Annotated in this window: 22 protein-coding genes and 4 pseudogenes; 7 read left to right on the forward strand and 19 right to left on the reverse strand. The window is 67.4% G+C overall.

Going from position 1 to position 26083, the window contains the following annotated elements; all coding sequences use genetic code 11:
• Positions 1 to 170: 170 nt before the first annotated feature.
• The 10 genes from PSR88_RS35545 to PSR88_RS35590 form a co-directional block, all read right to left on the reverse strand.
• The gene (locus PSR88_RS35545; RefSeq protein WP_011598754.1) at positions 171 to 1067 is read right to left on the reverse strand and encodes a CpsD/CapB family tyrosine-protein kinase; all 897 of its coding nucleotides are present in this window, start codon (positions 1065 to 1067) and stop codon (positions 171 to 173) included.
• 330 nt (positions 1068 to 1397) lie between these two features.
• Positions 1398 to 1706: a hypothetical protein gene (locus PSR88_RS35550; RefSeq protein ID WP_011598755.1), complete on the reverse strand. Its 309-nt coding sequence runs from the start codon at positions 1704 to 1706 to the stop codon at positions 1398 to 1400.
• A 1022-nt stretch (positions 1707 to 2728) separates the two neighbouring features.
• The gene (locus tag PSR88_RS35555) at positions 2729 to 4150 is read right to left on the reverse strand and encodes a hypothetical protein (RefSeq protein ID WP_011598757.1); all 1422 of its coding nucleotides are present in this window, start codon (positions 4148 to 4150) and stop codon (positions 2729 to 2731) included.
• A 14-nt stretch (positions 4151 to 4164) separates the two neighbouring features.
• Positions 4165 to 5508, reverse strand: a complete 1344-nt coding sequence (locus PSR88_RS35560; RefSeq protein ID WP_011598758.1) for a TIGR03118 family protein — start codon at positions 5506 to 5508, stop codon at positions 4165 to 4167.
• A 124-nt stretch (positions 5509 to 5632) separates the two neighbouring features.
• On the reverse strand, positions 5633 to 6103 hold the full coding sequence (locus tag PSR88_RS35565; RefSeq protein WP_342338847.1) for a hypothetical protein: 471 nt from the start codon (positions 6101 to 6103) through the stop codon (positions 5633 to 5635).
• 130 nt (positions 6104 to 6233) lie between these two features.
• Complete coding sequence (locus PSR88_RS35570) at positions 6234 to 6509, reverse strand: hypothetical protein (RefSeq protein WP_237723788.1); 276 nt, start codon at positions 6507 to 6509, stop codon at positions 6234 to 6236.
• A 560-nt stretch (positions 6510 to 7069) separates the two neighbouring features.
• Complete coding sequence (locus tag PSR88_RS35575; protein WP_011598761.1) at positions 7070 to 8110, reverse strand: ABC transporter ATP-binding protein; 1041 nt, start codon at positions 8108 to 8110, stop codon at positions 7070 to 7072.
• The gene (locus PSR88_RS35580; protein WP_016880244.1) at positions 8107 to 9621 is read right to left on the reverse strand and encodes an ABC transporter permease; all 1515 of its coding nucleotides are present in this window, start codon (positions 9619 to 9621) and stop codon (positions 8107 to 8109) included. The genes PSR88_RS35575 and PSR88_RS35580 overlap by 4 nt, the downstream gene beginning before the upstream one ends.
• Before the next feature lie 71 nt (positions 9622 to 9692).
• A complete protein-coding gene (locus tag PSR88_RS35585; RefSeq protein ID WP_016880245.1) occupies positions 9693 to 10733 on the reverse strand; it encodes an iron ABC transporter substrate-binding protein in 1041 nt (346 codons plus the stop codon).
• A 267-nt stretch (positions 10734 to 11000) separates the two neighbouring features.
• A complete protein-coding gene (locus tag PSR88_RS35590; RefSeq protein ID WP_011598764.1) occupies positions 11001 to 13622 on the reverse strand; it encodes an AMP-binding protein in 2622 nt (873 codons plus the stop codon).
• A 401-nt stretch (positions 13623 to 14023) separates the two neighbouring features.
• Here PSR88_RS35590 and PSR88_RS35595 point away from each other — a divergent pair, with 401 nt between their 5' ends.
• Positions 14024 to 14680 carry a vitamin K epoxide reductase family protein gene (locus PSR88_RS35595; protein ID WP_011598765.1) on the forward strand — a complete coding sequence of 219 codons (657 nt, stop codon included), beginning with the start codon at positions 14024 to 14026 and terminating at the stop codon, positions 14678 to 14680.
• 27 nt (positions 14681 to 14707) lie between these two features.
• On the opposite strand, the pseudogene PSR88_RS35600 reads toward PSR88_RS35595, so the two are convergent.
• The 3 genes and pseudogenes from PSR88_RS35600 to PSR88_RS35610 form a co-directional block, all read right to left on the reverse strand.
• Positions 14708 to 15933: pseudogene (locus PSR88_RS35600) on the reverse strand (L,D-transpeptidase).
• Between the two features lie 170 nt (positions 15934 to 16103).
• Positions 16104 to 16946 (reverse strand): class I SAM-dependent methyltransferase, encoded by an 843-nt coding sequence (locus PSR88_RS35605; RefSeq protein ID WP_011598768.1) that lies wholly within the window; start codon positions 16944 to 16946, stop codon positions 16104 to 16106.
• A 217-nt stretch (positions 16947 to 17163) separates the two neighbouring features.
• Positions 17164 to 17283: pseudogene (locus PSR88_RS35610) on the reverse strand (DinB family protein); the annotation flags it as partial.
• A 462-nt stretch (positions 17284 to 17745) separates the two neighbouring features.
• Between PSR88_RS35610 and PSR88_RS35615 the strand changes: the two are divergent.
• From PSR88_RS35615 to PSR88_RS35625, 3 genes are all read left to right on the forward strand, one after another.
• Complete coding sequence (locus PSR88_RS35615) at positions 17746 to 18672, forward strand: ATP-binding cassette domain-containing protein (protein WP_342338849.1); 927 nt, start codon at positions 17746 to 17748, stop codon at positions 18670 to 18672.
• Positions 18669 to 19478, forward strand: a complete 810-nt coding sequence (locus tag PSR88_RS35620; RefSeq protein WP_342338851.1) for an ABC transporter permease — start codon at positions 18669 to 18671, stop codon at positions 19476 to 19478. The genes PSR88_RS35615 and PSR88_RS35620 overlap by 4 nt, the downstream gene beginning before the upstream one ends.
• Before the next feature lie 488 nt (positions 19479 to 19966).
• Positions 19967 to 20596 (forward strand): sigma-70 family RNA polymerase sigma factor, encoded by a 630-nt coding sequence (locus PSR88_RS35625; protein WP_016880250.1) that lies wholly within the window; start codon positions 19967 to 19969, stop codon positions 20594 to 20596.
• Between the two features lie 745 nt (positions 20597 to 21341).
• On the opposite strand, the pseudogene PSR88_RS35630 reads toward PSR88_RS35625, so the two are convergent.
• Positions 21342 to 21568: pseudogene (locus PSR88_RS35630) on the reverse strand (ANTAR domain-containing protein); the annotation flags it as partial.
• A gap of 680 nt (positions 21569 to 22248) precedes the next feature.
• Between PSR88_RS35630 and PSR88_RS35635 the strand changes: the two are divergent.
• Positions 22249 to 22377, forward strand: a pseudogene (locus PSR88_RS35635) (histone-like nucleoid-structuring protein Lsr2); the annotation flags it as partial.
• Positions 22378 to 22403: 26 nt separating this feature from the next.
• Here PSR88_RS35635 and PSR88_RS35640 read toward each other — a convergent pair.
• Together PSR88_RS35640 and PSR88_RS35645 are read right to left on the reverse strand one after the other, a co-directional pair.
• Positions 22404 to 22667, reverse strand: a complete 264-nt coding sequence (locus PSR88_RS35640) for a hypothetical protein (RefSeq protein ID WP_029537680.1) — start codon at positions 22665 to 22667, stop codon at positions 22404 to 22406.
• Between the two features lie 90 nt (positions 22668 to 22757).
• Positions 22758 to 23051, reverse strand: a complete 294-nt coding sequence (locus PSR88_RS35645) for a hypothetical protein (protein WP_411755682.1) — start codon at positions 23049 to 23051, stop codon at positions 22758 to 22760.
• A gap of 133 nt (positions 23052 to 23184) precedes the next feature.
• Between PSR88_RS35645 and PSR88_RS35650 the strand changes: the two genes are divergently transcribed.
• Together PSR88_RS35650 and PSR88_RS35655 are read left to right on the forward strand one after the other, a co-directional pair.
• Positions 23185 to 23412, forward strand: coding sequence for a histone-like nucleoid-structuring protein Lsr2 (locus PSR88_RS35650; protein ID WP_411755683.1), 228 nt, complete (start codon positions 23185 to 23187; stop codon positions 23410 to 23412).
• Between the two features lie 392 nt (positions 23413 to 23804).
• Positions 23805 to 24152 (forward strand): hypothetical protein, encoded by a 348-nt coding sequence (locus tag PSR88_RS35655; RefSeq protein ID WP_016880252.1) that lies wholly within the window; start codon positions 23805 to 23807, stop codon positions 24150 to 24152.
• A 288-nt stretch (positions 24153 to 24440) separates the two neighbouring features.
• Here PSR88_RS35655 and PSR88_RS35660 read toward each other — a convergent pair whose 3' ends face one another.
• The 3 genes from PSR88_RS35660 to PSR88_RS35670 all read right to left on the reverse strand — a co-directional run bounded on the left by PSR88_RS35660 (position 24441) and on the right by PSR88_RS35670 (position 25921).
• Positions 24441 to 24731, reverse strand: a complete 291-nt coding sequence (locus tag PSR88_RS35660) for a DUF4193 domain-containing protein (RefSeq protein WP_011598777.1) — start codon at positions 24729 to 24731, stop codon at positions 24441 to 24443.
• 13 nt (positions 24732 to 24744) lie between these two features.
• Positions 24745 to 25074, reverse strand: coding sequence for a WhiB family transcriptional regulator (locus PSR88_RS35665; protein ID WP_016880253.1), 330 nt, complete (start codon positions 25072 to 25074; stop codon positions 24745 to 24747).
• Between the two features lie 97 nt (positions 25075 to 25171).
• Positions 25172 to 25921: an IclR family transcriptional regulator gene (locus tag PSR88_RS35670; protein WP_011598778.1), complete on the reverse strand. Its 750-nt coding sequence runs from the start codon at positions 25919 to 25921 to the stop codon at positions 25172 to 25174.
• Between the last annotated feature and the right edge of the window lie 162 nt (positions 25922 to 26083).

Genomic DNA, 26083 nt, shown 5'->3' on the forward strand with positions numbered 1-26083 from the left:
CCGCACCCAGCTATGACCACCGCAGCGGCGACCGCGGCCGCGATTGTGAGGATGCGGGGGCCCGGCGGCTGCTGTGCCTTGTCACCGTTGCGCTCCTCGAGGTGTGACCTCGGCGACCATCATTGGTGTGACCGTCGACGGTGGTGCGCAGGAGGGACCGGGTGGGTGGGTTAGGCGCGGCCGGCATGACGGCTCCGGTGTGTGCGCACCGTCAGGACGCTGCCCAGCAGCCGTGCGGTTATCCCGCGGACGGCAACGGCGGCGTCGACATGGTCTCGATGACCACGCCGACTGCGACCGACCAGCAGCACCCCGTCGCTCAGTGCGGCGAAGCGCAGCGCGGCGCTTCCCCGGAGTACCGGCGGGGTGTCGATGACGATGTAGTCGTGGGCGTCGCGGAGTTGGGTCACGACATCGTCGAGGCCGTCGGACGCCGATAGTGTGCGCAGTTCTGGCGCTGCCGGATCGGTGACGAGTACCTCGACTCCGAGTACCCATATCTGCAGGGAGCTCCAGAGCGTCTCCGGGTCACGGAGCACTGTGGTCAGGTCCGGGGTGGGCGCGAGGCGGAGTTTCGCCGCCAGCGCTGGGGCCTGGAAGTCACCGTCGACGAGCACGACCGTGTGCTCACCCTCGGACAGCGCCAACGCCAGGTTGGCCGCCACTGTGGTCCGTCCATCCTGCGGATCGGCGCTGACGACGGCTACCACCTTCGTCCCGGTTTCGCGGACCTGCACGCACAGCTCGCGGTAGTCCTCGGCCAGCGTCTGGGAGTTGACCGCGATGGTCGACGCCGGCACGGTGCTCATCACTCGGGTGCCCGACGCGATCGCCAGCGTGCGGGGATCTCTGATCCGCCGGTCGAGGACCCCGTACCCCACCGCTACGAGCAGCCCAAGGACCAGTCCGGCGGCCAGGCTCACGAGCACGCGGGCGATGGGCGTCGGTTGCGGTGTCGCTGGGAGGCGTGCGTAGTCGACGACCGTGGCGCCCGCGGAGGTGGTGAGGTAGGCGCCGAGGACGCTGATCAGGGCGACGACGAGGGTGAGAACTATGAGGATGGTCATCAATGAGGCCTCCGACGGTGGGGGATGAACGGGCGGCATCGTCGCGGGTGGGCTCGCAGGACGAATTCGAACGGGCGGTCGGAAAGCTGTCCGAGCGCTGGGAGAACCGGGTTCTCGGCCGCGAGGAGAACCGCCGACGCGCTCGCACCGCTGACCGACACCGGCACCGCCCGAGTGTGCCCGGTCATCGCCGGGAATGTCGGCCCCGACGTTGCTCGTCATCCCCGGCCCGGAACACCTCCGGCCTCCGGATGGGACATGCTCGAGGCGGTGAACCGACGAGGTGGGCGACCGTCGGGAGGTCGCCCACCTGCGGGTCGAGTTCGGTGGTTAGTTCTGGAGGATCGTCACCGGCCCCTGGGGCGTGGTGCAGACGGTCGACGGGGTGCTCGTGTTGTCCACCTCGCTGGCGAGGACGTCCAGCGGGCCGACGGTGACACCGCAGACGTTGGCGGCGACTTGGGCCGCGACGCCGACGTTCACGTCCTTCGCGATGGTGATGTTGCCGACGTCCACGTTGACCAGTCCGTCCTGCACGGTGGTCGGGGCGGCGGTGGCCGGGGCGGCGCCGGCGACGAGCAGCGATCCCCCGAAGAACAGTCCTGCTGCGGCGGTCTTCGCCATGGTCATGGTCTTCATCGTTCAACTCCTTGATTTCGGTCGGGTCACAAAACCTTCGTGATTGGATGCACAAAACCTTTGCGAGTTGACATATAAAACCTAAAGGCAATTTCGTGGGACTGTCAAATTCTGGTCTCGACCTGGGCCGGAATCGAACCTGTACCAGCGGCCTATTGTGCCCACCGGGATCGCGAATTACCGGCGCCGCGCAGTGCGCGGTCTCGATGTGTGTCCCCTTCTTGGTTTCACATGACCGGTTCATCGATGGCCGGCGCGCGCTCGTTACAACCTCGGACGTCGCGGGCCCGCATATTCGGGGACTATCGCGCCCTCGTGGGAATGGTGCTCGATCTCGGGGATGCAAATCGATTGAAATTGGTTTGAGCAGGCAGAGGCGTCGGTGCCCTCGGTCGACGGCGCTCATCGCCGGCCATTGCGTGATTTGTCTACCTGCGGTTTCAGCGCGATCCGGTGGGCGCGGTCCACGCCTGCTCGGTTGGCGGCGAGTGTGGCTCGGCATATATGGCCGAGGGTTATTGCCTGAGTCCTCAACATTATTTCCAATGCGGGAGCGAAGGGAAATTTCCGGCCCCGGGCATTCGAGTTGAACATGCTGCCAAAATTTTGCGAATTCCCTCGTTCGACCCGATTCTGCAACACCATGGCCGAGTAAAGGTAAGTTTTATTATGTAAGGAAACGGAAGTGGGACAGAAGCTTTTCCGTACGGGCCGCGGCACGCCGTCGACATAACGTCGATTATCGACACTTCGGAAAGGCCCGGGCGCCGGCGATCGGGATTGAGCCAAACTCCGCGAGCGCCCACCGCCAGGCGGCAGTCTCGTCGTCGCCGTGGTCGGCGGCCGCCGCAGCGGCTTCCAGTAGCGGGTGATCGTCGATCTGCGCCTGCGCCGTGGCGAGCGGCAGCAGGGGTCTGATGGCCAGCGGGCGGCGGGGCTGACGAACAGGGCCCGCAAGTTCGATGCCTTGGGCGAGTGCTGCTGGGTCCTGCCCTTCCGTTTGGAACGAGACCTGGGCGAGGTCAGGGGTGGGTGTGAACCTGTGCGTCCGGGTCCGGCGGCGTCGATGGTTCTGTCGGTGCTGGTGGTGTTTCGGTCTCGTTGGGCGGGGTGGTCGGCGGTGGTTCGGTGGTCGGTGGTTCGGTGGGCGGTGTCGATTCGTCGGGGTCCGTCGTCGGTGCCGGTGCCGGTGTCGGTTCGGGTTCGGACGCAGGGATCGGGGAGGGGGACATCGGCTTCCGTGTCGAGGGTTCGATGGTGGTGTCGAGGTCGGCGGGGAAGTCGATGACTGGGTGGGCCGATGTGGTCTGGGTGGGTGGGATGGGCGGGGCGGTGATTGCCACCATGCGGGTAATCGGCGCAACCGGATTTGGTTGGAGGGCAACCGTCGCCGGTGCTGCGGGGACGGTTGCGGCGCTCGCCGAGGGAACGCGTGCCGGCGCAGCGTGTTCGACCAGCCGGAATCCGTGCTGGGACGGGGGTTGGCCTGCCGCTACGGTGTCGTCGGTGCGCGGGGTGGATCCGGCGTTCGTGGCGTACCAGGGCACCGTGAGTGCGGCCGCGGCGAGCACTATCGCCGCGGCGATATGCAGGTGACTGCCCCGGCGTTGTCGAACCGCGTGCCCCGGTGGGACGAGCGGGAGCCGTGAGGTGGCCGCGAGCAGTGCGGCGCCCCGGGCCGCAGCACTCCCCGGATGTGGCGCGCCGATCACCGGTGCGCCCAGGTGCTCGAGTTGCTCCCTCAGCCCGGGGGGCATCTCGGTACCGGTGAGCAGGACGAGGTCCAGATCGGAGGCGTGAAGACCCGCGGCGGCCAAGGCGCCGGCGACGAGTTCGAGCGTCGACGTCGATTCTTCGCGGGCCGGTTGGCCCCGGCGGCTATCGAATTTCGTCGAACGCAGCGGCCGCCCGATGATGGGATCGGGCCCGCTGTCCGTGCCGCCCGCCACGATCGTCAGATCCAGGCCGCCGTCATCGAGATTGCAGACGAGCGTGAATCCGTCGGCGTGGGACCCGTGTTCGGCTTCGAACCAGGCGAGCGCGGCGACGGGTTCGGGGACCAGCCCGACTCGGGCCAGTCCGGCCCGGTCGAGCGCGGCCCGCAGTTCGCGGACGCCGTGGGCGGAGTACACCGCCGGGTGGGCGAGCACGACGGGAGTGTCGTCCGCGGCATCGGTCTCGGCGATCAGACAGTGCGCCGCCGTGGCGACCAGATCCTGCCCGGTATAGCGGTATCCGTCGCCCGCGACGAGCACATCGCCGATACGGTGCGCGAACTCGGAGAGTACGGCGGTGTTGTCCGGTGGATCACCCAGGCGCACGGTCGAGTCCGGTCCGAATATCAGTGTTGCCCGGCGTGTGAGCGCCGACCCGGCATGCTCGTCGGCTGCGGCCGCGGCGACCGCGTGGACGGCCCCGATGCGAAGTCCGAGACCTCGTGTCATGGTGTCGCCCCTGGTCAGTTTGCGGCGCGGAGGCGGCCGAAGACGCCGTCCTTCTCGTCGGCGGGGCCAGCGGTGAAGTAGAGCGAGTTGCTGTCGCCGAGGCTTTCGCCGTTGCCGAACAGCAGTCCCCACAGCCCTTCCACGCCGAGAACCGCACCGGATTCGTCCCGCACGTAGTCGATGAATGCGCCGGTGGTGTCGTCGAACGCGGCGATGCGTCCGGCGCCGCCGAAGTTGCCGACCAGGATGCTGCCGCTGAGCGCGCCGAAGTCCGCGGGGGCGACGGCCACGCCCCACGGTGCGTTGAGGCGGCCTTCGTCGTCGAGCACCCGCACGAGGTTGCCGGCCGCATCGAACTCGGCGATCTTGCCGCGGTCCGGGCGGTCGCCGGCTGCGGCCTCTTGCTCGGCGTCCAGCGAGTCTTCTTCGCCCGCATCGAACTCGGTGCCATCGGCGGAGTCCTCCGCGGCCTTGGTGACGGCGTAGGTGACGAAGACGCGGTCGCCGGCGGTGACGAGGTTGAATGGTGCCGGATCACCCGGCCGTGCCTGTTTGCCCGACCCCGGGTTGGCGGGATCGATCGGGTCACCGGTCGCGAACGGGTTGACGAAACCCTGAGTCGGAACCAGTCGCCAGGACTTGTCGAACTGCCGGATCTGCGGGTTGGCCCCGAAGTCGGCCGCCCACAAGGTGTCGTCACGGCTCGGGGCGAGCGCGAGGCCGAAGAAACTCATCCCCGCCGGGCCGCCGTCGAACATTTGCAGCGCGGGGCCGTCGTGGCGGACGATCCGCCCGTCCACGCCCTGCTCGGTCCAGCCGGCGATGCGACCGGAGTCGGTGGCGAAAAGGAAACGGGAGGACCCGCTGAGCATCTCGGGGTGTCCGTCGACGTCGACGGGTTGTCCGGTGACGACGAAACTGTCGGAGGCCAGGGGTGCGGGGTTGAACGCCACGCCGGTGATCTTCCCGCCGCCGGCGTCGGTGGTGTCCGCGTCGGCGCCGGGGACGGTGACTTCGTGGAGACCGTCTTGGTGCAGTGGACGCAGCGCCGGGTCGGGGGAGGCGTTCACGTCGCCGACGAACTCGAATGAAGTCCCGCCGGCGCCGACCCAGAAGTGTCCGCCGTCGCCCTGGGGCCGGATTGCGACACCCCAGGCGTTCACCATCTCGGGGAACGTGGCGGGTGCGCCGTACGAGTCGTTGCTCGCAACAAGCGTCGTACTGGTGTAACGGTTGCCGGGCAGCGACCCGGTGTCGGTCGCCGGGGCGGCGGGGCTACATCCGGTGACGCCGAGCAGCAGTGCGGCGAGCGGCACCGCGCAGGCCGCGGCGATACCTCGTGGTGTGCGTCGTTGCATGACAGATCCTTTCGAGATGCCGGTGCCACACGCGATCGCGTCGTGACCGGAGAAGGGAGGAGAGGAGAAGGGAGGGGAGGGGAATCGAGAGGCGCAGAGATACCTTCGACGTCGTCGAGGAGTCTCAGTGTTCGGCGTTCCAGAAGCCGATCCACACCGCTATCCACCAGCAGATCTGGGAGATCGATGCGGTGGCCGCGCCCCAGATGGTCAGGGTGGGTGCGAGTGAACCGGTGGCGGCGCGGGCGATACGCTGGCTCAGGATCAGAGCCTGGAGTCCGTTGAGGGTCAGGATCACCACGCAGGCGAGTTTGATCCGGGTCAGGGTTGAGGCGAGATTCGGTTCGAGCAGGGCGCCGCTGGCGACCAGTCCGGCCAGGCCCAGCCAGATCGGCAGGTGCAGGCGGTGTGCTCCCGCGATTGCTTCGGCGAGTGTGGATCTACCGGACACCCACACCAGCACCAGATAGTCGGCGATCAGGACGCCCCCGAACCCGAGCACGAGGGACGCCAGATGCACGAACAGCGCCGCTCGATGCAGCACCGGGTCGACGGTGACGTGTGCCGAGATCCAGAGCACCGCGGTCACTGTCACCGATGCGAGGACGCCGGCAACTGTGATCGCCCACCACGAATCATGCAGGGCTAGTGGTCGATCCGGCTCGCTCGCAAGGATCCGACGGCGGCCCGGGTCGACAGTGCGCGGGGACGGGTGGCCACGGTCCTCACCCCAGATGATCGTGGCAGTCCGGGCCTGCCGCGTCGGAAGGGGGGTCACCGGTGACCGGAGGGTCGGTGCGGTGGGCGACGAGGCCCCGGGGTCGGTGGCCGGCGAGTCGGCGGGGGAGGGGGAAGTGTGCTGCATCGGTGAGTCCGGTCCTGGTGAAGAGTGCGCGAACGGAGATCCGCACCGATTCGGTGCGGTGGGTGGCGCGCGCTGCCCCGGACGCCGTGACCCTGTGGGGAGTGGTGTGCGGTGCTACCGCACGCCTACGGTCCACCACTCGAAGTGTGTGCTTCGCAGGCCTGTTGGGTCCGTCCTCGGCCGGTCAGTGATGTGGGTGTCGCGATTGGATACCGCCCAGGGGCGAACGTGCATGGTCACGACCACTCCTCCCGAACTGTCACAGCCCCTTCACAGGGTGTAGCTAAGGCTGCCCTTTCCTGCTTGGCGATCTAAGTAAAAATGTTTGGGCACCCGAAGTCAATTGATGTGACAGTGCACACACGTCGAGGTCCTATCTGCCCGGTTGCTTTCGGCTGTCCTTTCGGCCCGTGGCGACCTGCCGCGGGGAACAGATTCGGCTTCGAATCGACGGCGCAGAGGGATTCACGATGGCACCACCAGTGCCGCCAGGATCAGCCGGCCATTCGAGGGGTAGGTGTCAGCGATCATCACCAGCGCCCCGACGGCTTCGCCGTCTACACCGGAAACCTGTTCGCGCCCCACGAGTGCTGATCGAGAACACGACACTCTCGCGGCCGCTGCCGGACCTGAATGTTCGGCCCACGTCGCCTCCTCTAGTACCGCGGTCGACCGCCACCCGTGCGGGGCAAGCTTTCACAGGTCGTACGCCACGGCCTTCCCGAGAACGCGGATGCCGACACGGTCGCCGGGGGTCAGGGCGGTGGCGCCGAAGCGGCGCACGGTGACCCGTTCGGGAACCTCCCCGTCCCCGGTGTCGAGGCGGATACCGAGCAACATCTCCGACCCCAGATATTCGACGTCGACGACCGTCCCGGATACACCGGCACCATCCGTGGTCACCTCGATCTGCTCCGGCCGCAACATCACTCGGGCGTTCCCGTGGACGCCGTTCGATGCCACGGTCACGTCGCCGAGGGCGCAGCGGGCCCTGCTGCCCTCGACGCGCGCCGACAGCACGACGGCGTCGCCGATGAATTCCGCAGTGGGGACGTCGACAGGGGTGGAATAGATTTCGCGCGGAGTGCCGATCTGGGCGAGCCGGCCCGCACTCATCACCGCAACCCGGTCGGCGAACGACAACGCCTCGGGCTGGTCGTGGGTGACGAGGATGGTGGTGATCGCGGCCTTCGCGAGGACGTCGGCGACGATCCTGCGGGTGTTCGCCCGCAGGCCGGCGTCCAGCGCGGAGAACGGCTCGTCGAGCAGCATGAGTTCGGGTTCCCGGGCCAGCGCCCGCGCAAGTGCCACCCGCTGCTGCTGCCCACCCGACAGTTGGTCGGGTCGCCGCGCCGCGTACGACGGGTCGAGCGAGACCATCTCGAGTAGCTCGGCGATCCTCGCCGGGGTGCGGGCCCGGCGGGGGAGCCCGAACCCCACGTTCGCGCCGACCGTGGCGTGCGGGAACAGCGCACCGTCCTGGGCGACGTACCCCACCGACCGCCGGTGCGCGGGCGCCCATCCACTGCCCGCGACGACCCGGCCGGCCAGTGCGATGGTGCCGGCGTCCGGCTTCTCGAAACCCGCGACCAGGCGGAGCAGGGTGGTCTTGCCGCAGCCGGACGGTCCGACGATTGCCGTGGTCGATCCCGGCTCGACCGCGAACGCGACCCCGCGGAGGATCGTCGCCCCGCCGAACGACTTGTCGACGCCGTCCACTTCGAGTGCGTATGTCATAGTCCCGCTACCTTTTTCGACTGGGAGAAGAGCACGTACGTCATCGGCAGCGACAGCACGATCATGATCAGCGCGTACGGTGCGGCACCGGCGTAGTCGATCTCGCTGCTGCGCGACCAGAACTGCATGGACAGGGTGCGGGTACCGGTCGGTGCCAGCAGGAGGGTGGCGGTCAGTTCGTTCACGATCCCCAGGAACACCAACGCCCCGCCCGCCGCCGTCGCCGGGGCGGCCAGTGGCAGCGTCACCCGGAAGAAGGCCGACAGCGGCGAGACACCCAGCGACTGCGCCGCCTCCTCCAGCCCGACGGGCGCCTGCGCGAGCCCGGCCCGCAGATTGATCAGCGCGCGCGGCAGGAAGAGCAGCGCGTAGGCCGCGATCACGACGGTGACCGTCTGGTAGAGCGGATGCAGATAGCGGATGGAGACGGTGACCAACGCCAGCGCCACGACGATGCCGGGCAGCGAACTCGAGATGTATGTGCCGCCTTCGAGGACCCGGCTGAATCGTCCGCGATGGCGGATCGAGATCCAGGCGATCGGGAACGCGAGTATACATGTCACGACGGCACCGGCGATGCCGAATCCGAGAGTCTGGACCAGCGCGGAGGCAAGGGCGTCGAACTCCCAGACCGTGCTCCCGCCGATGACGAGCCAGCGCAGGACACTGACCACCGGGACACCGACGGACGCCGCGATCAGCACCCCGAGAAACAGCAGCACGATCGGCGAATAACGCCAGCCGAGTTCGGCGGGGACGGCGCGGCGGGCGGCACCCGACCCGATCCGGGCGTACCGGGCGCTGCCGCGGACGACCGATTCGATCACCAGCAGGGTCAGGCACAGCAGCACCAGGACCCCGGCGAGCATGGTCGCCGCGGCTCCGTTGAAGGTGGACTGGTACTGCTCGAAGATCGCCGTCGTGAACGTGTCGAACCGGACGAACACGAAGGCCCCGTATTCGGCGAGAAGGTGCAGCGAAACCAACAGCGCCCCACCCGCGATGGCCAGGCGCAGCTGCGGCACCACGACGCGGAAGAACACCGCCCACGGGCCCACGCCGAGGGCCCGCGCCGATTCCTCGACGGCCGGGTCCAGCCGGCGCAGCGTCGCCGCCGCGGGTATGTAGACGAGCGGGAAATACGACAGGGTCGCGATGAGCACACCACCGTGCAGCCCGCCGAGCGAGGGAATCGCCGTCACCCACGAATAACTGTTCACGAACGCCGGCACGGCCAGGGGCGCCGCGAGAAGCACCGCCCACACCTTCGCCCCGAACACCCGGGTGCGCTCGACGAGCCAGGCGGCCGTGACACCGACGACGACGCAGATCGGCACCGTGACCACGACCAGCATCACGGTGTTGGTGAGCAATTCGCGGACCCGGGGCCGGAACAGCAGTGCCGACGCGGTGTCCCAGCCCGTGTCGACGCTCGCGGCGATCACGTACCCGAGCGGGATGAACGATGCGGCGACCACGATCACCGCGGCAACGGCCAAGGGCAGTGGCATGCCCGGCCGGGCGGTCGGGCGACGCGTCGTGTCCGCGTCCCCCGACCGCACGCGGCCGATCAGTGCGAGATTCAGAGCAAACCGGCTTCCGTCATCAGTTCGGTGACCTGCGGGCTGTTGAGCTTCGCGGGGTCGACCTGCGGGGCCTGGAGTTCGGCGAGGGGAACGAGCTTCGGGTTCGCCGGCACGCCACTGGCCACCGTGTATTCGAACGACGTCCCGGTCTGCAGGACCTCCTGCCCCTTCGGGCCGGTGACGAACTTCAGGAACTGCTGCGCCGCATCCTGGTTCGTGCTGGATTTCAGGACGCCGCCACCGGAGACGCTGACGAACGCACCGGGGTCCTCGTTCTTGAAGTAGTGCAGGGCGACGTTGTTGCTGTTCTCACCGGTCTTGGCCTGATCGCCGAACCAGTAGTAGTGGTAGATGACGCCGCCCGGGATCTCCCCGGCGTTGACAGCCTTCATCACCGTGCCGTTGCCCTTGTAGGTGCGGACGTTGTCCTTCATCCCGGCCAGCCACTGCCGGGTGGCGTCCTCACCCTTGAGCTCGAGCAGGGCGCTGACGATGGCCTGGAAGTCGGCCCCCGAGGGCGAGGCGGCCCAGCGGTCCTTCCATGCGGGGTCCTGCAGGTCGAGCAGCGACTTCGGCAGCTGGTCCTGGGGCAACGTGTCCTTGTTGTATGCGAAGACGGTGGAACGGGCCGCGATGCCGGTCCACTTGCCGCTCGACGGCCGGTACTGGCCCGGAACCTGGTCGAGGACATCCTGGTTCACGTCGGCGAACAGCCCGGCGTTCTCGACCAGCGTCATCGCGGGGGAGTTCTCGGTGAGGAACACATCGGCTGGCGACTGGTCCCCCTCGGCCACGAGTTGGTTGCCGAGCTCGGTGTCGCTGCCGTTGCGCAGTTCCACCCCGATGCCGGTCTCCGCGGTGAAGGCGTCGGCCCATTCCTGGGTGAGCGACTCGTGCTGGGCGTTGTAGACGGTGATCTGGTTGGCTCCGCCGGAGTCGGTGCCGCTGTCCGAACCGGAGTCCGAACATCCCGACACCGTCATCACCGCGGCGGTGGCCAGTGCCAGCCCCGACATCAGTCCGATCCGCTTCCTCATCGTTCGTCCGTCCTCTTCCGCAGCGGGACCTGTCCCTGCTGTCTCCAGGAAAATGATGCTACTTGCAGGATTGGCAAACCTAACCATCCGGACTTTGGTGGACCGTGGTGACAGGTGGTGTGGGCGTGTCCGGGTCAGGAGGGTAGGGAAGATCGGAGGCGATCACCCACACCGGGACAGCCAATCAACGCCCGAAACCGATACCCGGACACCGTCGACGGTGCGCCGCGAGTATCACCCCACCCCGCGGTCCGGACCTGCCTGTGATCAACGCGACTGTCGGTTGGCAGTCACTCGGCCTGGTACCGCGACACGCGGGACCGAACCAAAGGGCGATACGGTCCGGATCCGATCAGTTTCCGAAGCCACGGCACCGGGCCGTCGACACAGGACGAGGACGAATGTCACCGCCTGCCAGTAGAGAATGCCGACCAAAATCGACAGAGCCAGCGCCAACCAGGGATGGTCGGCGCGCAGCGGCAGATACACCTGGAAGTGCGTGAGGTAGATGTACAGGGATGCGCTCGCCAACACCCCTGCGACACGGCTCAGCATGGTGGGGCAGGGGACAGATCTGAGCCACACCAGCAGGCAGAGCCCGCCGATGACGATGATTTCCCGCCGAGTCTCGCCGAAGAAGAACCCGGGAATGGTAGCCACGATCACCGAGGTGACGCAGAGGCGATGCCACACGGTCGTCGCCTTGGCGGCGGCCCAACCGAGGGCGAACAGCCAGAAGACCACCGACGCGGTCAGGATGCGATTGCGCCCGTCGTCGACGTCGACCAGTCCGTACCGGGTGAGCAGGCCGAGGGCCACGAACCCCATCGCGAACCAGAACGAGTGCCTGCGCTCGATGCGGTCGAGGAGCGGGATGTACAGCAGGGCGGCGACGACGAGCACGATGTACACGATCGCCTCGACGAACCAGTATCTCCACTCGACGGACCAGCCGTCCGGACCGAGAATTCCGTTGAGCAAGAACGCACTGGTGATGCGGTAGTCCCCGGTCACGGCGATGACCGACCCGATCCACACCATGCTGGGAACGGCGATCCGGGCGACGCTCCCTATTGTGTGGCGGACACGTTCGGTCCGTTCGGCCGTACCGAGGTGGAATCGGGCGAAGTTGTAGCCGGCGATCCCGAGGAGCACATGCGCTCCGCCGAGCACCGTGAACAGGTGAATGTGCGAGCCTGCAATCAGAACGATCGCGACCGCGCGGAGCAGGACATTGGTTTCGACTGTCCGCCACCGGCGGCGCAGCCGCGGAGCCGGCACGAAATCCCCGATGGGGGTCGTATGCCAGTTCTCGGGGAGGTAGCCGAGCGTCTTCTCGAGATGCAGGGACATCCGTACATAGGACAGGGAGTCTCCGCCCAGGCTCACGAACGAGCTGTCGTCGGTGACGTGTGGGCAGCGGAGGATGTCGGCATACAGCGCCCGTACGGCGTTGGTGTCGGGGCCTGTCCGCGATCTCTCGACACGCGGGGGCTCGTATCCGTGGGCCAACTCGGCCACGGCGCGGAGGTCGGGTTTGCCGGTGGAGGTCCGCGGAATCTCGTCGACGAGGCACACACGCACCGCCCCCAGCGGAAGACCGCAGGCCCGCGCGGTCGCGCGCCGGACCCCGTCCACGTCGCCGCCGTCCTGGATCGCCACGATCAACTCGTCCGCACCGCCCGCGCAGCACACCGTCAGCCCGTGCAGCGACAGTGCCGACTCGACTTGCTGTAGGTCGATCCGCAGTCCGAAAACCTTGACGAATCGGCTGCGGCGGCCGACCACCTCGTACCCGGCGCTAGTCTGCCGGGCGAGGTCACCGGTCCGCAGTTCGCCGCCGAGGTCGTCACCGAGACGCAGGTCGTCGGGGGTGTGCGCGTAGCCGAGCATCACGTTCGGTCCCGCGTAGATCAGTTCACCGGTGCCGTCCGGGGCGTCGGAGACCGGTTCGAGCCGGAAGGATCCGCCGGGGATCGGCCGTCCGATCGTGTGCGGGTGGGTGGCGGCGAGTTGCGGTGGCAAGTACGCCATCCGGGCGGTCGCCTCCGTCTGCCCGTACATGACGAACAAATCCCAGCCCCGGCGTTGTCCCAGTTCCGCATAGGCTCGGACGCGGTCCGGTGCCAGCCGCCCGCCGGCCTGGGTGATGTACCGCAGGTCGGGCAGATTCATGTCGTCGAACCCGATCCGGTCGAGGAGATCGAAGGTATAGGGCACGCCCGCAAACGTGGTGCCGTGGTGGGTCCGGACGAGGTCCCAGAAGCCGGCGTCGGTGACCGAGAGATTCGTGAGGACCAAGGCGGCGCCGCGTGCGAGGTGGCTGTGGATGACCGACAACCCGTAGCAGTAGTGCATGGGCAGCGTCGTCACAGCGCGGTCGGTGTCGCGGATGTCGAGGTATTCCGCGATCGACTCGGTATTGGTCTGCACGTTGCGGTGCGAGAGACGGACGAGCTTCGGTGAACCCGTCGATCCGGAGGTGCTCAGCAGCAGTGCGAGGTCGGGGTGCAGCAGGTGCGCGGAGCCCTCACGCTGCTCCTCGACCCCCGTGTGCCCGTTGGCGCTGCGCACCACCACGTCGGGTCGATACGCGGCGATCAGGCCGTCGAGGCTGTCGGGATTGTCGCCCGGTGCCAGCAGCACCGGATGCCCGGCGAACAGGGCAGCCAGGTAGGTGACGATCAGATCGGCCTCGTTGGTGCCGCCGACCAGGACCAGACGCCGGGTCCCGCCGAGCTGTGAGGCCACCTGCTCGACACGATCCGCCAGGTCGCGGTAAGTGACCGAATCGGCCGATGTGATCAGTGCTGGGGCGTCACCGAATCCTCCCAACGCGCGCGCGAAGCGCACACCGGGGTGCTCTACGTGGAAGGACGAGCTAGACACCGACTGAGTCTATAAGGCATGCCGTACCTAACAGCCCTGGTGGGGGCGCGCGAATCATCGCGGCGTGGTGGTGGTGCAGGCGTTGCTGCTGCTGTTCATCGCGGCCGCATCGGCTCCACCCTGGGCCGCTGTCCCGAGGGCCACACCGGCCGCCCCCGCGCCGGACTGATGGCCTCGATTCCGGCGGACCTAGCCGGAACCGTGGCCGCGACCCCGTGACCCCAGCCCTCCTGGTCCGTTTTGCTGAATGCTGCGGCTGGTCGCCCTCTGTGGTGCGCGCGCTACCCTCGACCGCGTCCGTGTCGCGCCACCCGACGGCGAGGCAGTCGGGGCCATGTGCCCCGATGTTCTTCGTCACCGGGGGAGCGGATCGAACCTCACCCGTTATCAGGATCTGACCGATGCTCTCGACGCCGCCGTCTTCCGTCCACCCTGCCGATCCGGCTGCACCGTTCGCCGGCGAGGCCGGCGACGCCGCACCGTTCGTCCGGTCGCTGCCGTGGTTGCTGCTGGTCGGTGGGCTCCTCGGTCTGGTGGCCGCGTTCGCGCTCACCGTCGAGAAGTTCGCGCTCGCCGCCGACGCCACCTACATCCCCTCGTGCAGCATCAACACGGTGGTGAACTGCGGCTCGGTGATGGGCACCGCGCAGGCGTCGGTGTTCGGATTCCCCAACTCATTGCTCGGCATCGCCGGGTTCGCCGTCGTCGCCGCGACCGGCGCCGGGCTTCTTGCCGGTGCCAGATTCGCCCGGTGGTTTTGGCTGGGCTTGCAGGTCGGGGTCACCGCCGCGGTGGCATTCGTGCACTGGCTGATCGTTCAGAGCCTCTACGAGATCGGGGCGCTGTGCCCGTACTGCATGGTGGTGTGGGCGGTGACGATCCCGATCTTCTGGTACGTCACCCTGCGTAACCTGCACCACGGCGTCTTCACCCGCCCGGTGGATGCGGCGGTGGTGACCGCGAGGGGCAACCACCTTCTGCCGATCACGGCGTGGGTGCTGGGGGTGGCCGGACTGGTCGCGTACCGATTCTCGTCGTCCTGGTCCACCCTGCTCTAACCACCTACGGCGTGTCCGGGAGGCGCATCATCCCAGGGCGCTGCCGGCCAGCCATTGCTCCCACGGCACGCTCCAGTCCCCGTTCTGCCACAGCTCGAGCGGTGCGCCGCCGGTACCCCGAACTTCGACGATGTCGCCGGGGACGGAGAAGTCGTAGAACCAGCGGGCGTTGTCGGGGCTGAGGTTCAGACAGCCGTGCGAGACGTTGGTGTTGCCCTGCGCCCAGATGGTGTCGGCGAGTTCGTGCAGGTAAATGCCGTCGTTGCTGATGCGGGTGGCGAAATTGATCGACTCCTTGTACCCGAGCCGAGAATTGACCGGCAACCCGTACGTGGAGGAATCCATGATGACCGGGTTGGCCTTGTCGATGACGGTGTAGATGCCCGGCTGGGTCCAGAACGAGAGGGTCTGACCACCCACGACTTCGGTGCCGCCCCGGCCCATCGACGTCGGCATCGTGCGGACGAGCTCCCCGTTGTCGAACACGGCTACTTCCTTGGTGTTGTCGTCGGCGACGGAGATGTGGGCGTCGCCGATGGTGAACGAGGCGCTCGCGTCCTCCTGGCCGAACAGGCCCTCGCCGAGGGAACCCCGTACACGTTCGCGTGGACAGTGACCCTCGTACCGGGGGCGTAGTAGTTCTGGGGACGCCAGTGCACGTTCTGATCGTCCGCCCAGTACCAGGACCCCGTGACCGGAGGGATGGTCTCGACGCTCAGCGCCCGTTCAGCGGCGGCCCGGTCGGTGATCGGCTCATCGAAGTGGGTGACGGCGACGATGCCGACCCCGAAGGTGCCGCCATCGGTGAGGAGGTTACCGCCGGAGGTGACGAAAGTGGCTTTCGTCTGGTTGCCGGGCCGCACGGTGGAGAACGTGCTGGTGCGTTCGCTGCGGGCGCCCTCGTCGCCCACCGCGGTGACCACGAGGGTGTAGGTCCTGTTGTAGCCGAGCGGCGCCCCGGGTTTCCAGGCGAGCCGGTCCGGGGTGACGATGCCGTCGATGACCTTGCCCTCGTCGTTGGTCATCGTCACCGATTCGAGCGTGCCGCCCTCGGTCCCGACCGACACCGGATCGAGAGGATTGACCGCAGTCGCACCGTCGGCGGGGACCACGGTGATCGGCGGTCCGGCCGAAGGCTGCTTGGTGGTCGATGTGGACGGTGTCGAGGCGGGTGCACACGCGGCCAGGACGGCGGTGCACAGCGCCAGGACGACCAGAAGCGTTGTCAGGCAGCGGGAGCGGGAGGCGCGCATGGATCCTCGATACCTGTTGATACGGCACGGCACTCGACGACCGGGGCGTCGAGTGCCGTGTAGTCGGATATGGCTCAACCTATCCCGCGGGCTGCCTTAGCTGGTGTGCAGAAAGAGCCGATCATCAGATGCCCGGATGTCCTCCCGCCGAAACCGCCGCAGCACTCGGGCTACCGCTTGCGTGCGGTGACGAGCAGGTACTCGGCCTCGTAGAGTGTCCGACCGGGCGCATCGGCCCGATTCCACGCGGTGAGGAACTGCAGGAAATCCCGCTCGAGGTTCGCGACCCGATCCGGGTCCGCGGCATTGTGACGGTACACGGCGATCGTCGGGCCATAGTTGCGTTTCCAGAACTCACGGAACTCGGTCGGGTCTGCAAAGCGGTCGATCACGAGTGACTGGCGGTGCGCGTCGAGCGCGGTCACCCGGTCGCCGAACAGGTCGCGGACGTGTTGCTCGTCGCCCCACAACGGCGGCGGGGTCGCACCGCGCGGCGGGGGCGGGGCGTAGGGGCCCATGGTCTTGAACAGGTTGCCGATCAGGCCCTGCGGTGTCCAGTTGATCATCGCGATGGTGCCGCCGGGCCGGCAGACTCGCAGCATCTCGTCGGCGGTCTGCCGATGGTGCGGCGCGAACATGGCCCCGACGACCGAGATGACGGCGTCGAAGCTGTCGTCGCCGAACGCCAACGCCTCCGCGTCGGCCTCGACCCAGTCCAGCTCGACGCCGCGCTGGGCGGCGATCGCCCGCCCGGCGACGAACAGTTCCGGCGTCAGGTCCGACGCGACGACGGTGGCGCCGCGCGCGGCAGCCGGGATCGCGGCGTTGCCGCTGCCGGCGGCCACGTCGAGCACCCGCTGGCCGGCGCGGATGTCGGCTGCCTCCACGAGCACCTCGCCGAGGGTCGGAATCAGCTCGGCGGCGACGGTCGGGTAGTCGCCGGAGGCCCACAACGCCCGGTGTTTGGCCTTGAGCGCGCGGTCGGTGTCTGTATCGGTGGGAATGGTGGTCATGTCGTGTCCTCGTCCTCGATGCCGGGTGCCGAAATGTTGGCACACCAATAGACGACGGCCGGTTCGGAAGGACGCACGCGAGGTGATCGGCATGGTCGCCTACGTGCGACTGCTGCCTCGACTAGTTGCCGCGAACCGGGGCACCACAAGCTCGCCCGAGTCGTCGGCGGAGGCCGCCTCAGGAAGCCAACTGCGCTGCGGCCCTCGGCTGAATGCCTCAGCCGAGGGTGAGCTGGGCGCGGTGGAAGTCGAAATGCTTGCCCGGGTACCGGTAGACCTGTTCGAGGGTCATGGTTTCGGTGAAGAACGGATCCCAGCGCACCGGGAACGCCATGCTGCAACCGGCCCCGCCACCGCAAGGGCCTGTCCACCACCCACGCGGGCTTGGCGTTCGCTGGCCTTCTTCGAGCTCATCACATAGATCCGGCTGGTCGCCTCCAGCCGGGCGACGTCAAAGAGGATCTTCGGTGCCAGCTTCTTCCCCACGCTGGTCATGTGGATGCGGGTGTGCCCGGGCGGGCGGAGCGCGTTCATCTGCTTACGCAGGGAGGTGAGGTCGCCGGCGGCGACACGCGGAGCAGTCTCTCACTCACCACCGCCACAATCGGCGCCGCAGACCCGCGTCCCGAGCGCTGCTGCATCCAACTCTCGGTTGCTTCGTCTGAGGAAGCGGACTCCCACCCACCAACGGATGGGAGCACACCTTCTTCGAGAGGAATCCTCCGATGACCACCCACCTGTTCTCTCCCACCGGAACCGGAACCGGCCACGCGGCCGGCGGCCACGGCGGGGGTGTGCGATGAACGCGCCGACCGTCGTGGTCGAGGATCTGCACGTCGCCTACAACAAGACGTGGGCTCTCGACGGTGTCGATCTGGAGGCTGCCGCCGGGACCACGCTCGGTGTGCTCGGCCACAACGGTGCCGGCAAGACCACCCTGATCCGAACATTGACCACCTTGGTGCGCCCGACCATCGGCCGCGTGCAGATCGAGGGCCTCGACGTTGTCGCCGACGCCACCGAGGTGCGTCGCCGGATCGGGGTGACCGGCCAATACGCCGGTCTCGACGAATTTCTCACCGCCCGGGAGAATCTGGAGCTGATCGGCCGACTGACCGGGCTGCGCCGCACCGCCCGGGCGCGGGCCGACGCGCTGATCGACCGGCTCGGGTTGCAGGAATACGCGTCCCGGCGGGTGGGGGAACTCTCCGGGGGCTCGCGCCGCCGGGTCGATCTGGCCGCCAGCCTCGTCGGCTCCCCGTCGGTGCTGTTCCTCGACGAGCCGACCACCGGTCTCGATCCCCTCGCCCGCGCCGGATTGTGGGACGTCGTCGACGAGCTCACCGACGCGGGCACTACGGTCGTGCTCACCACCCAGTACCTCGAGGAGGCCGACCGGCTCGCCGACCACATCGTGGTCCTTGCCCGGGGGCGGGTCGCCGCCCGCGGCACCCCCGCCGAGCTCAAACGGATTGTCGGCGGCAAGGTCCTGACCGCGACCATCCCCGCCGGTCAGCTCGCCGCGCTGCCCTTCGTCCCGGACACCGATCCGCGGGTCGACGGCGACCGCCTGCGGGTGTCGGTCACCGTCGGCGACGCCCCCGCCGCGACCGCCCTGGTCGCGGACCTGCACCGCGGCGGCATCGAGGTCACCGACCTGGACGTGACCTCCCCGAGCCTCGACGACGTCTTCACCCACCTTGCCCACACAGGAGCCCACCGATGACCACCACCGCCACCTCGATCGGCCGTTCCCCGGTCATGGACCAGCTCGCCGCCCTCACCGTCCGGAACCTGCGCACCAGTGCCCGCGTTCCGCAGCTGTTGATGTTCTCGCTGACCATGCCGATGGCGATGCTGGTGCTGTTCAGTCAGGTGTTCCGCAGCGTCGCCGCAGGACCGGGTTTCCCTGCCGGGGTCAGCTACATCGTCTTCCTCACCCCGGCGATGCTCGCCGTCTCCACGGTGATGGCCGGCACCAACGCCGGAGTGTCCGCCGCGATCGATCACACCAACGGCCTGCACGACCGCTTCGCGGCCCTGCCGATGCGGGCGGCGCTGCCGGGGGTGGCTCGCACCATCAACGAGGCCGTCTTCACCCTCGCCCGGGCTGCGTTGCTCGGGATCGCCGCCGTCGCTTTGGGTTTCGAGTTCCACGGCACCGCAGGGGATGCCGTCGCCGCGGTCCTGGTGCTGGTGGTGTTGGCCGGGGCGATGAGCGCCCTGTTCGGGCTGATCGGGGATCGGCTCCGCCGGCCGGACGTGGTCCAGTTCGCCGGGATGATGGTGATGATGCCGCTGATGTTCGTCTCGAGTGCGTTCGCGCCGATCGAGACCATGCCCGGCTGGATGCAGGCGATGGCGACGGTGAATCCGGTCGCGCACGCCACCGATGCCCTGCGCGGCCACGTGCTCGGCACCGCCACCGCCGGTGACACCGCCGCCGCCCTGGCCGCGGCGATCGGGTTGTGGGCGCTGGTGACCGCCGTTCCCATCCTGACCCGCCTCATTCGGTCGGCACGCGGCCGCTGAACGACGAACCGCCCTGCCCCATCTCACAAAGGAGAGGGGCGGGGCGGGGTTTTGCGTGTTCGATGTCCGTCCGGAGCCGGGCACTGTTCTGGCCCCTACCCGATGGAGGGGTAGAGGCTGGGTGAGCGCTGTGGTCAGCGGATGCGCCCGGTGCGGGCGTCGACGGCGCTCATGCGGCGGCGTCGAGCAGATGCAGTTCCTCCGCCACGATCAGGTCGACCTCTTCGCTGGTCAGGCCCGAAAACAAATGTGTGGTCAGCATTGCTCTCACCTCCTCACTGCGCTTCTACTGGTACGTCGAATCGGAGAACCCGTCATCGACATCGGCACCCATACAGACGAGGCAAACCGGATTCGGACGCAGACTGCGCCGGGAACGCGGGTGCATCCGATCGGGGTCACCGTCGTCGGTACCGGAGCGGACGTCCCCAGGGGTCGCCACTGCGCCGCCTGACGGGGATGCTGGAGACGGAAAGGAACCACGGATCATGAACGAGGACACGGCCACCACCGCGACGACACCCCAGCAGGCACCAGCTGATCCCGACCAGCTCTGGCGCCGCTTCTCGAGCGACCTGCGAGCGTTCATCGCCCGCCGGGTCTCGCGTCCCGAGGACGCCGACGACATTCTGTCGATCGTGTTCCTGCGGATGGCCAAGAGCCTCGACAACCTGCGGGAGCAGGACCGCCTCCTCGGGTGGATGTATGCCATCACCCGCAACGCGATCACCGACTACTACCGGTCCGCGCCCCACCGCCGCGAGCTGGCTGTCGACACCGTCCCCGACAACCCACCCGACGGCGAACCTGACGCCGACGAGACGGCGGAGAAGGAACTCGCCTCCTGCCTGGTGCCGATGCTCTCCGGGCTGCCCGCCGAGCAGGCCGCGGCGGTGAAGATGGTCGACCTCGACAACCGAACCAACGCCGCCGCCGCCAACGAGGCGGGAATCTCGGTGTCCGGGATGAAATCCCGGGTCCAACGCGGCCGCGCCGCCCTCCAGGCTCAATTGCACACCTGCTGTCAGATCAGCCAGGACCGTAGCGGCCATGTCCACGACTACCAGCCCCGCAGCGGACCCTGCGCCTGCGGAGCCACGCCATCGGACGACGAGTAGACCGGCGAATCACCTCTGGTGACGGCGGCGGGGCGACCGGGCGAGGTCACGCTGACAAGACTGCGGTGCGGTGCGAGCCATCTTCGCTCGCACCGCACCCTTGTCACCTGAGGGCTACTGGCAGCCGCATCCCTCGCGGCCGGCCGTCGCCGCCGGACCGCAGCACGTCGACTTCTCGCTGAGGTCGCAGCAGCTGGCTTGTCGTTCGGTGCTGCAACACGTCGGCGCCGCAGTCCGTGGGTTTGCGTCCGTCCGATCCATCGTCGGGTTTTCGAACTTGTCGGCGTTGCTCATGGTGGCTCCTTGATCCGTGGGGATGGGTACCAGATCAGACGGAGGAGCACGAGAACGGACGCAGCCCCTCGAACGACGGCGCCAGAACAGCCGCAGGTGAGGTGGACATGCGCTTTCCGGGCAGGTCACGGGATTCGCGGTTGTGGCGACGCAACCGGCGGTGGGTGCCCGAGGCAGTAGCCGAGGGAAGTGGTTCGTGTAGGAGGTCTCCGGGGCGTAAGCACCCCTGTAGGCAGCCCCATCCAGCGGTTTCCAGCCTTGCGCGCCCAACCACACACCCCGAGCGGCCCTCGCTCTGGCGAGGGACTTCTGTGCTCGAGGCTGCGCGATCCCCGGAGTAATCACCTATGTCACGAATCGGAGCGTAAATCGTTCTACACCAATGGTTTACGCAATCGACCATGGCCTGGCCGCGTGGGCACAGCCCCGGCCGGCGCACATCGCTTGCGGTTCAGCCCTGTGCCCCGGGCCGGGGGACGGGGTGCTCGTGTGCGGTCAGGAGCAGGTGGTCGAACCGGGCGCGAGACGACGCGGGCAGGGCCACCTCGGCGGCAAGGGAGTTGACGAAGCGTTCGGCGAGGACGCGGAGTTTGGTGTGATCTGCTGCGAGCGCGAGGTGAGGATGCCGAAGGCTCGTTCGGAGGAGACGCCGTAGACGAGCATGAGCGCACCCTTGGCCAGCTGATCGGAGTGAGCCCCCGCGGTTTCTCGGTCGGCGCGCGCCCCACTGTTGTCGCGAGGGGGTGGCTGTCCCGGTGCCTGTTGCTCCTCGCGGTGGTGTGTCGAGTTGTCTCCACTCGTGTGTACGGTGCCGCAGTCGGTTTCGGGTGAACCCTGTGTGAGTGCGGTGCGGAGGAGAATGATGCCGGCTGGGGGTGACCACACTCCGAATGCGGTGGCACGGCCACGACGGTGTTCTCCGGGCTGCCGGGGATGTGGCCGGCGCGCGGCCTTCGCGACGTAAAGGTTCGGAGCCGCTGTGACCCGAGTCCGGGAGGCGCTGCACCGCCGGAATTGCGGCACAGGATTCGGTGAGCAGGTGGTGGGCCGTCAGGCGCCCACCCTGCTCGGCACCGTGAACACCGAATTCGTCAATGTCAACCACTCGGATGCCGCAGCTGCCGAGACAATTTCGGGATTTCGTTGGAGAATAGTCCCTGTCGGGGTGCGTCGTGCTCGTCCTGCATGAAGCTCGGCGCGATGTGATTTTGAGCTCGAAGAGGATCGTGTGTGGTCTGCCCACATGGACAATGTCTTAAAGACGTTGAATTGTTAGTTCGGTGAGCTCCTCATTTCCGGGACGAGCCTGCCGTTACTGTGTGCGTTCGACGATTGCCCTGACGTAGAAGGAGAGCACGATGGCGGTATCACCGAGGATTTCCGAAGGTTCGGCGAAGGGGACGACTAAGGAGATCCGCGAGTGGGCGATCGGCGAGGGCCGCGAAGTGTCTCCCCGCGGCCGGATTTCGGCCGAGATCGTGCAAGCTTTCCATGACGCTCAGGTGACGAAGGTTCAGGCAAAAGCGGCTCCGGCGAAGAAGGCGGCCGCGAAGAAGGCGGCCGCGAAGAAGGCGGCCGCGAAGAAGGCGGCCGCGAAGAAGACGGCCGCGGAGAAGTCGCCGGCGAAGACGACCGGGCCGAAGAAGACGGCTGCGAAGAAGGCGTCTGCGAGGAAGTCGCCGGCGAAGACGGCAGGGGCGAAGTCGACGGCCGCGGAGAAGATTGTCGCCACGAAGGTACCGGCGGTGAGCACGGCTCCGGCGAAGACGACGACCAAGGATATTCGAGAGTGGGCGATCGGGGAGGGTCGCGAAGTGTCTCCCCGCGGTCGGATTTCGGCCGAGATCGTGCAAGCTTTTCATGACGCTCAGGCGACGAAGGTTGAGGCAAAAGCGGTGCCGGCGAAGAAGGCGGCCGCGAAGAAGGTAGTCGCGGGGAAGGCTCCCGCGAAGAAAACGGCCGCGAGGAAGTCTCCGGCGAAGACGACAGAGCCGACGAAGACGGCTGCGAAGAAGACAGCCGCGAAGAAGGTCGTCGAGAAGGAGGCTCCGGTGGAGGGAGCGGCGGCGGGTACGGCTCCGACGAAGACGGCCGCGAAGAAGATTGTCGCCACGAAGGTACCGGCGGTGAGCAAGTCTCCGGCGACGACGACCAAGGATATTCGAGAGTGGGCGATCGGAGAGGGTCGCGAAGTGTCTCCCCGCGGCCGGATTTCGGCCGAGATCGAGCAAGCTTTCCATGACGCTCAGGCGACGAAGGCTCAGGCAAAAGCGGCGCCGGTGAAGAAGACGGCCATGAAGAAGGCTCCGGCGAAGAAGACACCCGTCGAGAAGGTTGTCGAGAAGGAGGCTCCGGTGGAGGGAGCGGCGGCGGGCACGGCTCCGGCGAAGAAGACGGCCAAGGAGATTCGAGAGTGGGCGATCGGGGAGGGCCGTGAAGTGTCCTTGCGCGGTCGGATTTCGGCCGCAATCGTGCGATTCTTCCATGACGCTGCGGCAAAGTTGCCGGCTGTGGGCGGCTGAACTGAGTGGTGTCCGCTCTTGAGCGTGACCCCCTTGCCTGTCTCTTCGAAGCCAGACTCACCGGAGATGAGCGCGCCTGTGTCACAGCCATAAAGGCGGGCGGACGGTCGGTGCGACTGGCACGGGAGTTCGCATTCACGAGCGCTGGTCGACAGTGTGCACCGAGGGGCCGATGGGAGTTCCGCTGGCACCTGCTGGGTGAGTGTCGGTGCCAAGAACTGTCGCCCCGTACCAAATGAGGTCCTGAGGGTTACGTCGATCTCACCGCACGATCTGCCGGGGTATTCCTGGGTCGTCGCATGCCGCACCGGACGTGTTTTGTGCTGTGGTGTTGTTCGGAACTGACGGTTTTCTGGCTTACCGTGTCCGGTATGGCAGGTGATGAGGCTCGCGTGGTCCGGGACTTCGCGGAATGGTTGTCATCTCAGGGCTGGGTAGTCCGGACCGATGAGGATGTCGTCGACATCGTCGCCGAGAAGGACGGCCACCTGCTCTACGTCGAGGTCAAGGCTGCGACCGTCGCGCCGGATTTGGATGTCGATACCGCCATCGGTCAGCTGGTGCGGCGGATGCCGAGCGAGGCGGATCAGTCGGTGTCGTTTGCGCTGGTCGTGAGGGACGAGCCGCGATCGGTGGACGCCGCGGTGCGGGCACCGCAGCGGATTCTGGATCTGTTGGGGATGGCGTTGTACGCGGTCGACGAGGACGGTGGGGTGCGGCAGCTCTTCGGGCGCGCGTGAAGACCGTCCCCCGGGCATAGCGGGACGGTCAGTGATCTGGAGATACCATCGCCAGGTCCCGCGAGAGCGGGGTAATGCGGTGATGGGCGGTAGCTCAGTCGGTGAGAGCCGTGGACTCATAATCGGATGGTCGCGGATACGAGCCCCGCCCGCCCCACCCGCGTGCTGCCTCGGGCCCGCAGGGAGGCCCCCTTTTGAAGGGCGAACCAGATCGTGGCGTCGGTATCGAGGGTGTGCGATGGCCGACCAATCCGAGGGCGGCCGCGCTTCTCGGAGGGTCCGAGGTGTTCAGGTGCAGTCGCGGCAGAGTTGTTGCGTAGTGTCGGCGAGGCGGCTGCGGTGGTGGACCAGGAAGCAACTGGTGCAGGTGAATTCGTCCGACTGCTTGGGGATGACGCGGACGGTGAGTTCTTCACCGGACAGGTCCGCGCCGGGCAGTTCGAACGATTCGGCGGTGTCGGTGTCTTCGACGTCGACGGCGGGGGACTGGGTGTCTTTGCGGCTGGCGGTCAGCTGTTCGAGGGAGGTGTCCGGCTCGTCGGATTCGGTGACTCGTGGTGCGTCGTAGTCGGTGGCCATGGCTGTTCTACCTTCACGCTCTGGGTGTTCGGATCCGCCAGGTTAGAGGGTCCGTCGACACGACATGCTCGCGGGGTCGGGCCGGGAGGTGGGTGCGCCGGGCGCGTTCGGTTTCGGACATGCCACCCCAGATGCCATAAGACTCGGTGGCGGTGAGCCGTAGGCGCCGGCAGGCGGTGGGCACGGGACAGTTTCGGCAGATCTGTTTTGCGGCGCGCTCACGCCGGGCGCGGACGTTGCCGCGTTCACCATCGGGGGAGAGGAGACGACGCCACCGCAGACGCGTTCCGACCGCAGGGGTCGGGATGCAGGGTGCACCGTGTTGGGAGGAATTCGGGTACATCCGAGGGGCTGTCGGCGTGCCTCGCTGCATTCTCGGCAGCCCTCCGTGGGCGCCGGGGGGATGACTTGGTGTGCGACCACCTCTGAGCGAGGTCGCTTCAGAGCAGGACTGCGGCGATCTCGTCGGCGGTGACGCGGGCGAGGTCGACGAAGAATGGAATGCGCGCGTCGATCATGAGTTCGGTGGGCCCGCGCAGGCCGAGCGCGAAACGCACGATTCCGTCGGAGTCGCGGATCGGCAGTCCGATCGTGCGGAAGTCGGGGGTCAATTCCTCGTCGTTGAACCCGTATCCGCGTTCGCGGGTGCGGACGAGTTCTTCCCGGATGCCGGCCACGTCGGTGATGGCGCGTGGGGTGGTCGCCGTTCTGGGTAGTGATGCGATGTCTTCGTCGTCGGTGTCGGACCACGCGAGGAAGACCTTGCCGAGTGCGCTGGCGTGGAGCGGTAGCCGCACTCCTTGCAGTACGTGTCCGTCTGTCTCTCTCCAGCGGCTGAATCCGAGCAGGACGACGTCGTGGCCGTGTCGCATGGCGAGTGAGGCGGACGCACCTGTCGTCGCGGCCAGTTGCTCGAGGTAGGGCTCGGAGAGGTAGATGCGGTGCTGGCGGTAGGAGATCTGACCGTAGGCGGCCAGCGCGCTGCCGAGCCGGTAGCGGTTGGACGTCTTGTCCTTGTCGAGGAAGCCGGCATCGACCAACGATTGGAGTAGGCGGTGGGTTGTGCTCACGGCCAGGTCCTGACGCTTGGCGATTTCCGATACGCCCAGCTCCTCACCTCCGCCGAAGCAGGTGAGCATCGTCAGTGCACGTGTCACCGTCTGCACTCCCGTGGCACGTGAGTCGGTCACGAGCAATCCTTCCTGTGGGGGCCGATCGGCCGGATGTGGGGATGTTCTCACGCCTGGATGCTTGAGACCTTACTTTCCATCTACTGGAAACTGAAGGTCCGGTCCGACAGGGATTGTCGGGAAAAGTGCGATGTAGTGTCTTTCTGGGCGTTGTCAAGGTTT

The sequence above is a fragment of the Rhodococcus sp. DK176 genome (genome assembly GCF_038447315.2).
Taxonomy (GTDB): Bacteria; Actinomycetota; Actinomycetes; order Mycobacteriales; family Mycobacteriaceae; genus Rhodococcus_F; species Rhodococcus_F jostii_A.